The following is a 13,261-nucleotide window of genomic DNA, read 5'->3' as shown; positions in this document are numbered from 1 at the left end:
ACTTAAGCAGGGCTCAATTCATTTATATGATAAATGTTTGGTGTAACAAATTATTTTGTTTATTACAGTTTGAATTATTTCCATCGCGCTACCCAAGAGACAAAAACAGATTAAAATCATTAAGTTAAAATAAAAACATGAATAAATTGAATTTTTCCGCCTTCTGCAATGTCCAATATTTTCACCTGATTTCCTTTCCTTAAAATAAGCTTAAGACGCTGTCGGTCCCGGCGTTTTATTATTTAAACGCCGTTTACTTTTGCGCGCCTACAATCCGCCTCATCAATCATAATGAGACGGTAATAATGAATATGTTATTAATTACAGGCGTGACCGGGTTTCTGGGCGGTGCAGTACTTGAAAAAATCCTGACCAGCGATCAATCTGTAAAACTCCTTTTGCTTGCCCGTGCCGGCGATCCGCAAAGCGGGCTGGCGCGCGTGCAGGAGAACATGCGTAAGTTCAAAATTTCAGAGGAGAAACTGGCCTCCCTGAGCGTGGATAATATCCTCATCGGCGACCTCAGCCAGCCGGAAGCCTTTCTGAACGATCCCCGTCTGGACCAGGTTACGCATGTCGTTAACTGCGCGGCAGTTGCGTCTTTTGGCAATAACCCGCTGATCTGGAAGGTGAACGTAGAGGGTACGCTAGCGCTGGCGCGCCGCATGGAGCAGGTCGCAGGGCTGCAGCGTTTCCTGCATGTAGGCACCGCAATGTCATGCACGCCGGAGCAGGATTCGCTGGTCGCCGAAAGTGCGGAATTCAGAGAAAACGCTGAGCACCTGGTGGAATATACGTATTCGAAGTCAACCATCGAAAAGCTGATGCGCCAGGAATGTCCTAACCTGCCGCTGCTCATCGCCCGTCCGTCCATCGTCGTCGGCCATACCCGCCACGGCTGCACGCCGTCGAGCAGTATCTTTTGGGTCTTCAGCATGGGCCTGATGCTGCAGAAGTTCATGTGCTCGATGGAAGACCGGATCGACGTTGTCCCGGTAGATTATTGCGCCGACGCAATGTTAATGCTGCTGAGCAGCAACGCGCGTCCGGGGGAAGTGGTACACATTTCTGCCGGGGAAGAGAACAGCGTTCGCTTTGCGGATATCGATCGGGCAATGGCGCAGGCGCTGGAGAAAGCGCCCGTTGGCGATAAGTACGCGCAGGTCAGCTACGAAACGCTGGTCAAAATGCGCCGTGAACTGAAAACCATTTTTGGTCCGTGCAACGAACGTCTGATGCTGAGAGCGATGCGCTTATACGGTGCCTTTGCCACGCTGAACGTGCGCTTCAGCAACGATAAGCTGCTCAGCATGGGGATGCCGAAGCCACCTCGTTTTACGGATTATATCGCCCGCTGCGTGCAAACCACCCGGGGACTAACCATTCCCGAGCAGATGGCGGTCGATTTTAAATAACCAAAAAAAATGCCAGTCATTCGACTGGCATTTTCATGTTAAGGCTTAAGCAATTATGCCTGGCCTTTGATCTCTTTACGACCGTTGTAAGGTGCTTTTTCACCCAGCGCTTCTTCGATACGAATCAGCTGGTTGTATTTAGCAACACGGTCAGAACGGCTCATAGAACCGGTTTTGATCTGGCCAGCAGCGGTACCAACAGCCAGGTCAGCAATGGTCGCGTCTTCAGTTTCGCCAGAACGGTGAGAGATAACAGCGGTGTAGCCAGCGTCTTTCGCCATTTTGATCGCAGCCAGCGTTTCGGTCAGAGAACCGATCTGGTTGAATTTGATCAGGATGGAGTTAACGATGCCTTTCTCGATGCCTTCTTTCAGGATCTTGGTGTTGGTTACGAACAGATCGTCACCAACCAGCTGGATTTTGTCGCCCAGTACTTTGGTCTGGTATGCAAAACCATCCCAGTCAGACTCGTCCAGACCGTCTTCGATAGAAACGATTGGGTACTGTTTGGTCAGGTCTTCCAGGAAGTGAGTGAACTCTTCGGAGGTGAACGCTTTGTTGCCTTCGCCAGCCAGAACGTATTTACCGTCTTTGTAGAATTCAGATGCTGCACAGTCCATCGCCAGGGTGATGTCTTTGCCCAGCTCGTAGCCTGCTGCTTTAACCGCTTCAGCGATAACAGCCAGTGCTTCTGCGTTAGAACCCAGGTTTGGCGCGTAGCCACCTTCGTCACCAACAGCAGTGTTCATACCTTTAGCTTTCAGAACTTTAGCCAGGTTGTGGAACACTTCAGAACCCATACGAACCGCTTCTTTCAGGGTTTTCGCGCCAACTGGCTGAATCATGAATTCCTGAATATCAACGTTGTTGTCTGCGTGCTCACCACCGTTGATGATGTTCATCATTGGTACAGGCATAGAGTATTTGCCTGGGGTGCCGTTCAGTTCAGCGATGTGCTCGAACAGTGGCATACCTTTAGCAGCGGCTGCTGCTTTGGCGTTCGCCAGGGAAACGGCCAGGATTGCGTTCGCACCGAAGTTAGATTTGTTTTCAGTACCGTCCAGATCGATCATGATCTTGTCGATGCCAGCCTGATCTTTGGCATCTTTGCCAACGATAGCCTGAGCAATAGGACCGTTAACAGCGCCAACCGCTTTCAGTACGCCTTTGCCCATGAAACGGGATTTGTCGCCATCACGCAGTTCCAGCGCTTCACGGGAACCCGTAGAAGCACCTGATGGAGCAGCTGCCATACCGACGAAACCACCTTCCAGATGAACTTCGGCTTCAACGGTCGGGTTACCACGGGAGTCGATGATTTCACGACCGATGACTTTAACGATTTTGGACATTAGATTTTCCTCAGTACAAGTTAAACTAAAACTCCAGACAAACAACGCGTACCGTTGGTACGCGTTGCCGTTCTAACTTTTTTACTTCGCCTGACGCTTCTGGTACTCGCTGGCGGCTTTCACGAAGCCTGCAAACAGCGGATGTCCATCACGCGGCGTTGAAGTAAATTCCGGGTGGAACTGGCAGGCAACAAACCACGGATGGTTTGGCACCTCGATGATCTCGACTAACTGATCGTCCCCGGAGCGACCCGCAACACGCAGGCCCGCGGCTTCAATTTGTTTCAACAACATATTGTTGACTTCATAGCGGTGACGATGGCGCTCGGTGATGACCGGCTCGCCGTACAGCTTGCGAACCACGCTATCGTCGGACAGCTGGCAGGCCTGCGCGCCAAGACGCATAGTGCCACCCAGATCGCTCTTCTCGGTACGGACTTCGACGTTACCGTCTTCGTCGCGCCATTCCGTAATCAGCGCCACGACAGGGTACTTACAGTCTGGCACAAATTCCGTAGAGTTCGCGTTTTCCATTCCCGCTACGTTGCGCGCAAATTCGATCAGCGCAACCTGCATACCCAGGCAGATGCCGAGGTATGGAATATTGTTTTCACGCGCATAGCGTGCAGTGGCGATCTTGCCTTCAACACCACGGTAGCCGAAGCCGCCAGGGATGAGGATAGCATCCAGATCTTTCAGAATTTCAACGCCACGTGTTTCAACATCCTGCGAATCAATCAGCTTGATGTTCACGGAGACGCGGTTCTTCAGACCACCGTGCTTCAGCGCTTCGATAACGGACTTATAGGCGTCCGGCAGTTCGATGTACTTGCCGACCATACCGATAGTCACTTCGCCTGCCGGGTTCGCTTCTTCATAAATAACCTGTTCCCATTCAGACAGGTTAGCTTCCGGACAGTTCAAGCTGAATCGTTTACAAATATAATCGTCCAGACCCTGTGATTTCAACAGGCCCGGGATTTTATAAATGGAATCGACATCTTTCATTGAAATAACGGCTTTTTCAGGCACGTTACAGAACAATGCAATTTTCGCACGTTCGTTCGCTGGAATGGCACGATCGGAACGGCAAACCAGGATGTCAGGCTGAATACCGATGGAGAGCAGTTCTTTAACGGAGTGCTGAGTCGGTTTGGTTTTCACTTCACCTGCCGCCGCCATGTAAGGCACCAGCGTCAGGTGCATGAACAGCGCGTGTTCACGACCAATGTCTACCGCCAGCTGACGAATCGCTTCGAGGAACGGCAGGGATTCGATATCACCCACGGTACCGCCGATTTCAACCAGCACAACGTCATGCCCTTCGCCACCGGCAAGAACACGCTCTTTGATGGCGTTAGTGATGTGTGGGATAACCTGCACGGTCGCGCCCAGGTAGTCACCGCGGCGCTCTTTACGCAGAACGTCAGAGTAGATGCGGCCAGTCGTAAAGTTGTTACGACGGGTCATTTTGGTACGAATGAAACGCTCGTAGTGGCCAAGATCCAGATCGGTTTCAGCGCCGTCTTCAGTAACGAACACTTCCCCGTGTTGGGTTGGGCTCATGGTGCCAGGATCGACGTTGATATACGGATCCAGTTTCATCATGGTCACATTGAGGCCACGGGCTTCAAGAATGGCTGCGAGGGAGGCTGCGGCAATGCCTTTACCCAGAGAGGATACGACCCCGCCGGTCACAAAAATATAGTTCGTTGTCATGCTGAACCTGAGAAGTTAGGGTGAAACGATGGAATAACCAGGACGGGAAAGTAGTATACCCGAACACGGCGAGCGCCACAAACTTTCATTCTCCGTCTCCATTCCAGGCCATGACAAACATAAGGAGTGAGAAAATAGCCCCTTTTGGGTAAATGTTTTTGACGCAAATCAAGCGCTTGTCATTTAAAAAATCACACAAATTGCGCTTGATCGCAAAATTCCGTTAGAGATCAGATTCCTGGCGTTTTACTTCCTGCCAGACTTCTTCCATCGCGTCGAGGTCAATTCCGGTCATTTCCAGGCCGCGCGAGGCCACAATCCGCTCGACTTCACGAAAGCGTCGTTCGAATTTCAGGTTGGCTTTTTGCAGCGCGGTTTCCGCTTTTACCCCTAGATGGCGAGAAAGATTAACGGTGGCGAACAGCAGGTCGCCCATCTCTTCCTCCAGCTTTGCTTCATCGACCACCGCCTGCTGCGCTTCGTGCATCACTTCGTCGATCTCTTCATGCACTTTATCCAGCACGGGTCCCAGGGAATCCCAGTCAAATCCTACCGCCGAGCAGCGCTTTTGAATTTTGTGGGCGCGCATCAGCGCGGGCAGGCTCAGCGGGATGTCGTCCAGCGCAGAGTGTTGGGACTTTTCAGCGCGCTCGGCGCTTTTAATCTGCTCCCAGCGGGCCAGCACCTCTGCGCTGTTTCCTGCGGTGGCATCGCCAAAGATATGCGGATGGCGGCGCTCCAGCTTGTCGCTGATAGCGGCACAGATATCGTCAAAGTTAAAGCGCCCTTCCTCCTGCGCCATCTGGGCGTAGAACACTACCTGGAACAGCAGGTCGCCGAGCTCACCGCGCAGGTCATCGAAATCCTCGCGTGAAATGGCGTCCAGCACCTCATAGGTCTCTTCGAGGGTATAGGGTGCGATGGTCGCGAAAGTCTGCTCCTTGTCCCACGGGCAGCCGTTTTCCGGGTCGCGCAGGCGTTTCATGATGCCGAGCAGGCGGTCGATTTGAGTCATAGTTCTGTCCTGATGAAAAAATGCCGGGTGGCGGCGTTGCCTTACCCGGCCTACGGAAGAGGATGTTTAGCCGCCGTGCAGACGACGCGCGTCAATCACATCCGGCACCTGGTTCAGTTTGCCCAGCACGCGGCCGAGCACCTGCAGGTTGTAGATTTCGATGGTCATATCGATGGTGGCAAGCTGCTCGCGGGTATCGCTGCGGCTGGCGACGCCCAGCACGTTGACCTTCTCGTTGGCGAGAATGGTGGTGATGTCGCGCAGCAGCCCGCTGCGATCGTTGGCAGTGACACGCACCACCAGCGAGTAACCGGCGGAGTAGCTCTCCCCCCAGACCGCTTCCACGATACGCTCCGGCGCATGGGACTGCAGCTCGGCAAGCTGGTCGCAGTCGGAGCGGTGGATCGAGATCCCGCGCCCCTGGGTGATAAAGCCGACGATATCGTCCCCCGGAATCGGCTGGCAGCAGCGGGCAATATGGTGCATCAGGTTACCCACGCCCTCGACCACCACGCGGCCGTTGTCTTTGCTGCGCTGCTGCGGGGCATAGGTTTTCTGCTGCAACTGCTTCAGCGCCGCCGCGTCCTGCTCTTCCGCGCTAGGCTTGTTGAACTGGGCCTGCAGGAAGTTGACCATCTGATTCAGACGGATATCACCGCCGCCAATCGCCGCCAGCAGCTCGTCCAGCTCGTTGAAGTTGTAGCGCGGCAGCAGGAATTTCTCTGCTTCTTTCAGGCTGATCCCGATATGCTCCAGCTCGTCGTCAAGGATCTGGCGACCGGCAAGAATGTTTTTGTCACGATCCTGCTTGCGGAACCAGGCGTGAATTTTGGAGCGTCCGCGGCTGGTAGTGACGTAACCGAGGTTCGGGTTAAGCCAGTCGCGGCTCGGGTTTGGCTGCTTCTGGGTAATGATTTCAATCTGGTCGCCCATCTGCAGCTGATAGGTAAACGGCACGATACGTCCGCCGATCTTCGCCCCGATGCAGCGGTGCCCCACGTCGCTGTGGATGTGGTAGGCAAAATCGAGCGGCGTGGAGCCAGCCGGCAGGTCGACAACGTCCCCTTTCGGGGTAAAGACGTAGACGCGGTCATCAAAGACCTGACTGCGCACCTCGTCGAGCATTTCGCCGGAGTCGGCCATCTCCTCCTGCCACGCAATCAGCTTGCGCAGCCAGGCGATGCGGTCTTCGTGGCCGGAGCGTGCCCCGCCAGAAGTGCCCTCTTTGTACTTCCAGTGCGCGGCTACGCCCAGCTCGGCGTCTTCGTGCATCTGTTTGGTGCGGATTTGAATCTCGACCGTTTTGCCGCCGGGGCCAAGCACCACGGTATGAATGGACTGGTAGCCGTTCGGTTTTGGGTTCGCGACATAGTCGTCAAATTCATCCGGCAGGTGGCGGAAGTGAGTATGTACTATCCCCAGCGCGGCGTAGCAGTCCTGCAGACGCTCCGCCACGATACGCACGGCGCGCACGTCAAACAGCTCGTCAAAGGCGAGGTGTTTCTTCTGCATTTTGCGCCAGATGCTGTAGATGTGCTTAGGCCGGCCGTAAACTTCGGCACGCACATTCTCTTCTTTCATGGCCTGGCGCAGCCCGCTGACAAACTCGTCGATGTAGTGCTCACGATCGATACGGCGCTCATGCAGGAGTTTGGCAATGCGCTTGTATTCTGCCGGATGCAGATAGCGGAAGCAGTAATCTTCCAGCTCCCATTTCAGCTGACCAATACCTAAGCGGTTCGCCAGCGGCGCATAGATGTTCGTACACTCTTTGGCGGCCAGCACGCGCTCGTCTTCCGGCGCATCTTTCACTTCACGCAGGTGGGCAATACGCTCGGCCAGCTTGATGACCACGCAGCGAAAATCATCCACCATGGCCAGCAGCATCCGGCGGACGTTATCAACCTGCTCAGAGGAGACAGAATCGGTATGCGCGGCTTTTAGCTGGCGAATGGCCGCCATATCGCGCACGCCGTGAATCAGCGCTACAACGGATTTGCCGACGCTGTCGCGCAGCACGTCTTCGCTGACCACATCCGCATCCGCGAGGGGGAACAGCAGCGCGGCCTGCAGCGTTTCGATGTCCATGTTCAGCATGGACAAGATTTCAACCATCTCCACGCCGCGCCACAGGAGAAGATCGGCATCCGGGTGTCCCTGCGTGGTGCGCAGACAGTAGGCCCAGGTTTCGGTTAAGCGTTCACACGACTGCTGGCTGGAAATTCCCAGACTTGCGATCCATTTTTGTGGGTCAAACTCCCCAGCTTTATTGAGATGTGCACTTCTTACCGCAACCATTGTCCTCTCCTTTAGGGACCAGGGCCTGTCGAAGTCGACAAGCCAAACAAATTAGATGTGCTCGAACAACGCCATCGATTCCAGATGTCCAGTGTGCGGGAACATGTCCAGCATTGCCAGACGCCGAATCTGGTAACCCGCGCTGATTAACGCCTCACTGTCACGGGCAAGCGTTGACGGGTTACAGGAAACATAGACCACGCGCCTGGGCGCGAGTTTAATAACATGCGCCATGACGCCTGGGGCACCTGCACGCGCCGGGTCGAGCAGGATTTTGTCGAAACCCTGCTTTGCCCACGGCTGTTGAGTGACATCTTCCTCAAGATTTTGATGAAAGAATGTCACATTTTGCAAGCCGTTCTGCTCTGCGTTTTCCTGGCCTTTGACCACCAGCGCCTCAACGCCTTCCACCCCGACCACGCTTGCCGCTCTGCGCGCCAGCGGCAGGGTAAAGTTACCCATGCCGCAGAACAGATCGAGCACACGGTCAGTGGGCTGTACGTCAAGCCATTCCAGGGCCTTCGCCACCATTTGCTGGTTTATGCCGTCGTTGACCTGGATAAAATCACGCGGACTGAACGTTAAGCGTAGCCCGTCTGACGCATACCAGGGAGCTTCGCCCGATACCTGTTCAAGTATCTCGCTTTGCGGCGCGAGGAAAAGCGCAAGCTCATGAGAATGCGAAAAGCGTTCCAGTTTTTCGCGATCTTTTTTCGACAGCGGCGCAGTGTGGCGCAGCACCATCAGCGGGCCGTTGTTCGCCAGCACCAGTTCAACGTGGCCCAATGAACGCACCCCGTCGAGCGATGCAAGACAGCGGTGCACGTCCGGAAGTAACGCCTCAAGATGGGGCACCAAAATGGGGCACCGCTTCACGTCAACAATATCGCTGGAGGCCGCTTTGCGAAAACCCATCTCCAGCCGCTCCGTTTTGGGCTGATAGCTCAGGCTCAGGCGCGCGCGGCGGCGATAGCCCCAGGGCTCATCGGCGATAATCTCGTCAACTTCGTGTTTAAGGAGGCGCGCCAGCGCGCGGCTTTTACTTTTTTGCTGTAATTCTGTGCTCGCATGCTGTTGCTGGCAGCCTCCGCACACGCCAAAATGGGGACAGCGGGGCTCCACGCGCTCCGGGCTCGCGTTGAGGCGACGCTTCACCTGTCCGCGCGCGTACTGACGCTTGTCTTCCGTCAGCGTAATTTCTGCTCGTTCTCCTGGCAGCAAACCTGTTATAAACAGAGTCTTACCGTTGTGACGAGCCACTCCCTGACCAAACGGATCAAGGTCCGTGGCTTCAACAGTAATGATTTGACGCGTCGTCACGCGTCGCTTTGCAGAGTAGAATTGCGCCATCGCCGAGATTTTTCTCACATAAACATAATTATCTTAATTGTCCCATAACGGAACGCCATGACCAACTACAGCCTGCGCGCGCGCATGATGATTTTGATCCTCGCCCCCACCGTTCTCATCGGTTTGCTGCTGAGTATCTTCTTTGTGGTGCACCGCTATAACGATTTGCAGCGACAGCTGGAGGACGCGGGCGCCAGCATTATCGAACCGCTCGCCGTCTCAAGCGAGTATGGGATGAACCTGCAAAACCGTGAATCCATTGGGCAGTTAATCAGCGTGCTCCACCGCCGCCACTCGGATATCGTCCGCGCCATTTCCGTCTACGACGAACATAACCGCCTGTTTGTCACCTCAAACTTTCATCTCGATCCGACCACGCTGAAGATCCCTGACGGTACGCCCTTCCCGCGCCATCTCACCGTGTTGCGGCGCGGCGACATCATGATCCTGCGCACGCCGATCGTGTCGGAAAGCTATTCACCCGATGAGTCTGCGCAATCCGATGCCAAATCCAGCAATAACATGTTGGGATATGTAGCGCTTGAGCTGGATCTCAAGTCGGTACGGCTGCAGCAGTACAAAGAAATTTTTATCTCCGGCGTGATGATGCTGTTCTGCATTGGTATTGCGCTGATCTTCGGCTGGCGTCTGATGCGCGACGTCACGGGCCCCATCCGCAACATGGTTAATACCGTTGACCGCATCCGCCGGGGACAGCTCGACAGCCGCGTGGAAGGGTTTATGCTGGGCGAGCTGGATATGCTGAAAAACGGCATTAACTCGATGGCGATGTCGCTGGCGGCCTATCACGAAGAGATGCAGCATAACGTTGACCAGGCCACCTCTGACCTGCGCGAAACGCTGGAGCAGATGGAGATCCAGAACGTTGAGCTGGATCTGGCGAAAAAGCGCGCTCAGGAAGCGGCGCGTATTAAGTCTGAGTTTCTGGCCAATATGTCGCACGAGCTGCGTACGCCGCTCAATGGCGTGATCGGCTTTACCCGCCTGACCCTGAAAAGCGAGCTGAATCCTACTCAGCGCGATCACCTGCACACCATTGAACGTTCGGCCAATAACCTGCTGGCGATCATTAACGACGTGCTGGACTTCTCCAAGCTGGAGGCGGGTAAACTGATTCTGGAGAGCATCCCGTTCCCGCTGCGCAGTACGCTCGATGAAGTGGTGACGCTGCTCGCGCACTCGTCGCACGACAAGGGCCTTGAGCTAACGCTCAATATTAAAAACGACGTGCCGGACAACGTTATTGGCGATCCGCTGCGCCTGCAGCAGGTCATTACCAATCTTGTCGGGAATGCCATTAAATTCACCGAAAGCGGCAACATCGACATCCTGGTAGAAAAACGCGCTATCAGTAATAACAAGGTGCAGATTGAGGTTCAAATCCGCGATACCGGTATCGGCATTCCGGAGCGGGATCAGTCGCGTCTGTTCCAGGCCTTCCGCCAGGCAGACGCCAGCATCTCCCGCCGTCATGGCGGCACCGGTCTGGGGCTGGTGATCACCCAGCGTCTGGTGAACGAAATGGGCGGCGATATCTCTTTCCACAGCCAGCCAAACCGCGGCTCAACCTTCTGGTTCCATATTAACCTCGACCTCAATCCGAACGTGCTGACCGACGGCCCGGTGACGGACTGTCTGAAAGGTAAGCGCCTGGCCTACGTCGAGCCTAACGCGGCAGCGGCGCAGTGCGCGCTGGATATTTTAAGCACCACGCCGCTGGAGGTGGTTTACAGTCCAACCTTCTCAGCCCTGGCCATTGATCATTACGACATTTTGCTGATGGGGATCCCGGTGACCTTCACCGGCGAGCTGACCATGCAGCAGGAGCGGCTGGCGAAAGCCGCGTCGATGACCGACTATCTGCTGCTGGCGCTGCCCTGCCACGCCCAGCTTAATGCGGAAGAGTTGAAAAACGACGGGGCGGCCGCGTGCCTGCTTAAACCACTCACCGCGACCCGCCTGCTGCCCGCCCTCACGGAGTATTGCCGTCTTAGCCAGCACGCACTGCCGTTGATTAACGACGAGCAAAAACTGCCCATGAGCGTGATGGCGGTGGATGATAATCCGGCAAACCTGAAGCTAATCGGCGTATTGCTGGAAGACCAGGTTCAGCATGTTGAGCTGTGTACCAGCGGCGCCCAGGCGGTTGAACTGGCTAAACAGATGCAGTTCGACTTAATTCTGATGGATATTCAGATGCCGGGCATGGATGGCATTCGTGCCTGCGAGCTGATCCACCAGCTCCCGCATCAGCAGCAAACCCCGGTGATTGCGGTCACCGCGCATGCGATGGCCGGTCAGAAAGAGAAGCTGCTGAGCGCCGGGATGAATGATTACCTGGCGAAACCTATCGACGAAGAGAAGCTTCATAACCTGCTGTTACGCTATAAGCCGGGGCACATTGGCGGAACATATACGGTTTTCAGCGAGCCGGTTGAGGTTAGCGTTAATCAAAATGCGACCTTTGACTGGCAGCTGGCGCTGCGCCAGGCGGCAGGGAAACCCGATTTAGCGCGAGAGATGCTGCAAATGCTGGTCGCGTTTCTGCCGGAGATCCGTAATAAGGTTGAAGAACAGCTGGTGGGCGAGAACCCGGAAGAGCTGCTGGAAGCGATCCACAAGCTGCATGGCAGCTGCGGCTACAGCGGCGTGCCGCGGCTGAAAAACCTCTGCCAGCTGCTGGAGCAGCAGCTGCGCGCGGGTACGCCGGAATCGGAGCTTGAACCGGAGTTCCTGGAACTGCTGGATGAGATGGATAACGTGACGCGGGAAGCGATGAAGGTGTTGGGTAGCTGAGGTAAAAGCCCGGTGGCGCTACGCTTACCGGGCCTACAGGTGCGCTAACGTAGGCCGGGTAAGGCGAAGCCACCACCCGGCAATCACAGTTAAAATGCCTGCCCTACTTTCAGCACCGCCGCGATATTCCTTGCGGCCATCTGTACATTCGCGCTGGCATTTTCCAGCGCGTCCTCCAGCGAGCAGATGGTGTAGATCACGCTAAACACCGCGTCTAAGCCGTGATCGTGTACCACGCCAACATCCGCCGTCAGGCTACCTGCAATGCCGATAACGGGCTTATTAAAGCGTTTCGCCACTTTCGCCACCCCTACCGGCACTTTGCCGTGGATCGTCTGGCTGTCGATGCGTCCTTCCCCGGTGATCACCAGATCCGCATCGGCCACCTGGTCGGCCAGGTGTAGCGCATCGGTCACAATCTCAATGCCCTGGCGCAACTGCGCACCACAAAAAGCGTACAGCGCCGCGCCCATGCCACCCGCCGCACCGCCGCCAGCAAGGTTGAGCACATCAATGTCCAGATCCCGGGCAATGACTCTCGCATAGTGCGCAAGCGCGTTGTCCAGGGTGACGATCATCTCGGGTGTGGCGCCCTTTTGCGGGCCAAATACCGCTGACGCGCCATCCTTACCGGTGAGCGGATTCGTCACATCGCAGGCGACTTCTATCCGGCACTCCGCCAGACGCTGGTCGAGGCCGCTCAGGTCGATCCGCGCAAGCTTATCCAGCTCGCCCCCGCCCTGCCCCAGCGGCTGTTCATTGTCGTCCAGCAGCTTCGCCCCCAGCGCCTGCACCATCCCGGCGCCGCCGTCATTGGTGGCGCTGCCGCCGATACCGATGATGATATGCTTAACGCCCGCATCCAGCGCGTGGCGGATAAGTTCCCCCGTGCCCCAGGAGGTCGTTTTCAGAGGGTCACGCAGTGAAGGGGCTACCAGTTCCAGACCGCTTGCCGCCGCCATTTCAATAAAGGCGCTCTGCTCGTCACCGGATATCCCATAAAACCCGTCCACGCGCTCGCCCAGCGGACCGGTCACCGGAACGTGCACAATGCGTCCCCGGGTTGCTGCGATCATCGCCTCAACCGTGCCTTCACCGCCATCAGCGACCGGCAGTTTGACGTACTCCGCCTCAGGGAAAATCTCGCGAAAACCGCGCTCGATCGCTGTCGCAACCTCAAGCGCACTCAAACTTTCCTTATACGAGTCCGGTGCGATAACAATTTTCATAAGCCATCCTTACGCATAGTCGTTACGTTAAGCATATACCACGTAGGAAACCGCTCATGGGAGCGG

Annotated in this window: 8 protein-coding genes; 2 read left to right on the top strand and 6 right to left on the bottom strand. The window is 55.7% G+C overall.

Features of this window, described 5'->3' with window-relative positions:
- The first annotated feature begins 305 nt into the window (after nt 1–305).
- Nucleotides 306–1,415, top strand: a complete 1,110-nt coding sequence (locus tag A6013_RS06825) for an SDR family oxidoreductase (RefSeq protein ID WP_069732760.1) — start codon at nt 306–308, stop codon at nt 1,413–1,415.
- A gap of 53 nt (nt 1,416–1,468) precedes the next feature.
- On the opposite strand, the gene eno is transcribed toward A6013_RS06825, so the two are convergent.
- The 5 genes from eno to rlmD form a co-directional block, all read right to left on the bottom strand.
- Nucleotides 1,469–2,767, bottom strand: a complete 1,299-nt coding sequence (gene eno, locus A6013_RS06820; protein ID WP_006811784.1) for a phosphopyruvate hydratase — start codon at nt 2,765–2,767, stop codon at nt 1,469–1,471.
- 81 nt (nt 2,768–2,848) lie between these two features.
- Complete coding sequence (gene pyrG, locus A6013_RS06815; RefSeq protein WP_028014254.1) at nt 2,849–4,486, bottom strand: glutamine hydrolyzing CTP synthase; 1,638 nt, start codon at nt 4,484–4,486, stop codon at nt 2,849–2,851.
- A 223-nt stretch (nt 4,487–4,709) separates the two neighbouring features.
- Nucleotides 4,710–5,501: a nucleoside triphosphate pyrophosphohydrolase gene (mazG, locus tag A6013_RS06810; protein ID WP_045261274.1), complete on the bottom strand. Its 792-nt coding sequence runs from the start codon at nt 5,499–5,501 to the stop codon at nt 4,710–4,712.
- A gap of 66 nt (nt 5,502–5,567) precedes the next feature.
- Nucleotides 5,568–7,799 (bottom strand): GTP diphosphokinase, encoded by a 2,232-nt coding sequence (gene relA, locus A6013_RS06805; RefSeq protein WP_028014256.1) that lies wholly within the window; start codon nt 7,797–7,799, stop codon nt 5,568–5,570.
- A 51-nt stretch (nt 7,800–7,850) separates the two neighbouring features.
- Complete coding sequence (gene rlmD / locus A6013_RS06800; protein WP_069732759.1) at nt 7,851–9,149, bottom strand: 23S rRNA (uracil(1939)-C(5))-methyltransferase RlmD; 1,299 nt, start codon at nt 9,147–9,149, stop codon at nt 7,851–7,853.
- A 57-nt stretch (nt 9,150–9,206) separates the two neighbouring features.
- Between rlmD and barA the strand changes: the two genes are divergently transcribed.
- Nucleotides 9,207–11,966 carry a two-component sensor histidine kinase BarA gene (gene barA / locus A6013_RS06795; protein WP_069732758.1) on the top strand — a complete coding sequence of 920 codons (2,760 nt, stop codon included), beginning with the start codon at nt 9,207–9,209 and terminating at the stop codon, nt 11,964–11,966.
- A gap of 89 nt (nt 11,967–12,055) precedes the next feature.
- Here the strand turns inward: barA and A6013_RS06790 are convergent, their stop codons facing one another.
- On the bottom strand, nt 12,056–13,195 hold the full coding sequence (locus A6013_RS06790) for a glycerate kinase (RefSeq protein ID WP_028014259.1): 1,140 nt from the start codon (nt 13,193–13,195) through the stop codon (nt 12,056–12,058).
- Nucleotides 13,196–13,261: the final 66 nt, after the last annotated feature.

This window comes from Enterobacter sp. IF2SW-B1 (assembly GCF_001743375.1).
GTDB lineage: Bacteria > Pseudomonadota > Gammaproteobacteria > Enterobacterales > Enterobacteriaceae > Enterobacter > Enterobacter bugandensis.
This window is presented reverse-complemented; position numbering and strand designations above follow the sequence as displayed.

Coding starts and splice junctions, on each gene's coding strand:
- A6013_RS06825 (WP_069732760.1), top strand. CDS start 306: ATGAATATGTTATTAATTACAGGCGTGACCGGGTTTCTGGGCGGTGCA.
- eno (WP_006811784.1), bottom strand. CDS start 2,767: ATGTCCAAAATCGTTAAAGTCATCGGTCGTGAAATCATCGACTCCCGT.
- pyrG (WP_028014254.1), bottom strand. CDS start 4,486: ATGACAACGAACTATATTTTTGTGACCGGCGGGGTCGTATCCTCTCTG.
- mazG (WP_045261274.1), bottom strand. CDS start 5,501: ATGACTCAAATCGACCGCCTGCTCGGCATCATGAAACGCCTGCGCGAC.
- relA (WP_028014256.1), bottom strand. CDS start 7,799: ATGGTTGCGGTAAGAAGTGCACATCTCAATAAAGCTGGGGAGTTTGAC.
- rlmD (WP_069732759.1), bottom strand. CDS start 9,149: ATGGCGCAATTCTACTCTGCAAAGCGACGCGTGACGACGCGTCAAATC.
- barA (WP_069732758.1), top strand. CDS start 9,207: ATGACCAACTACAGCCTGCGCGCGCGCATGATGATTTTGATCCTCGCC.
- A6013_RS06790 (WP_028014259.1), bottom strand. CDS start 13,195: ATGAAAATTGTTATCGCACCGGACTCGTATAAGGAAAGTTTGAGTGCG.